1 protein-coding gene is annotated in these 524 nt (G+C 56.7%); it reads right to left on the reverse strand.

What is annotated here, in order from left to right; all coding sequences use genetic code 11:
- Positions 1-7: 7 nt before the first annotated feature.
- On the reverse strand, positions 8-524 hold a 517-nt coding region (locus E5Z01_RS19310; RefSeq protein WP_167758038.1), incomplete at its 5' end, for a transposase.

Below are 524 nucleotides of genomic sequence, written 5' to 3' on the forward strand. Positions count from 1 at the left end.
ACGGCGATTAGGGGTTGACAACGAAGGGCGGAGGTGCGAAGCGTAAGTTGTAGGCGGCAACGATGAGGGCCACCTTCAAGCGTAAGGCCGTCCAGGTTTTCACCTGCCCCCAACGCAATCCGCGCCCTGCAAGAGAAGAAAATGCCGATTCGATGATCTTACGGGCGGCATGGAATTCCTCACGCCAGCGTGGATCAGGGGTTTTCATGTTCGACCGCGCTGGCACGATGTAGCCGCCACCCTGATAGGCTTTATCGCCAATGATCTTCGGCCCGCCATAGGCGGGCCACTGCTCTACCAGATGTCCGCCCCCAGTCAAGTCATGCTCATTGGCAGCCACCAGGGCGTATTGGGCAATTTTGCCATTCAACGTCGTCCAGGCGTGCAATTTGAAGCCATAGAACTTTCCCTGAGTCCCAAAACCGAAAGCCGCACCAGGAAACTTGCAGCGTTTTGCTCGTTTGTACCGGCACATCGGGATCGGTTCCGAATCGATCACCGCGAATGCCAGAGGTTCCACTTGA

The organism is Deinococcus fonticola, assembly GCF_004634215.1.
Taxonomy (GTDB): Bacteria; Deinococcota; Deinococci; order Deinococcales; family Deinococcaceae; genus Deinococcus; species Deinococcus fonticola.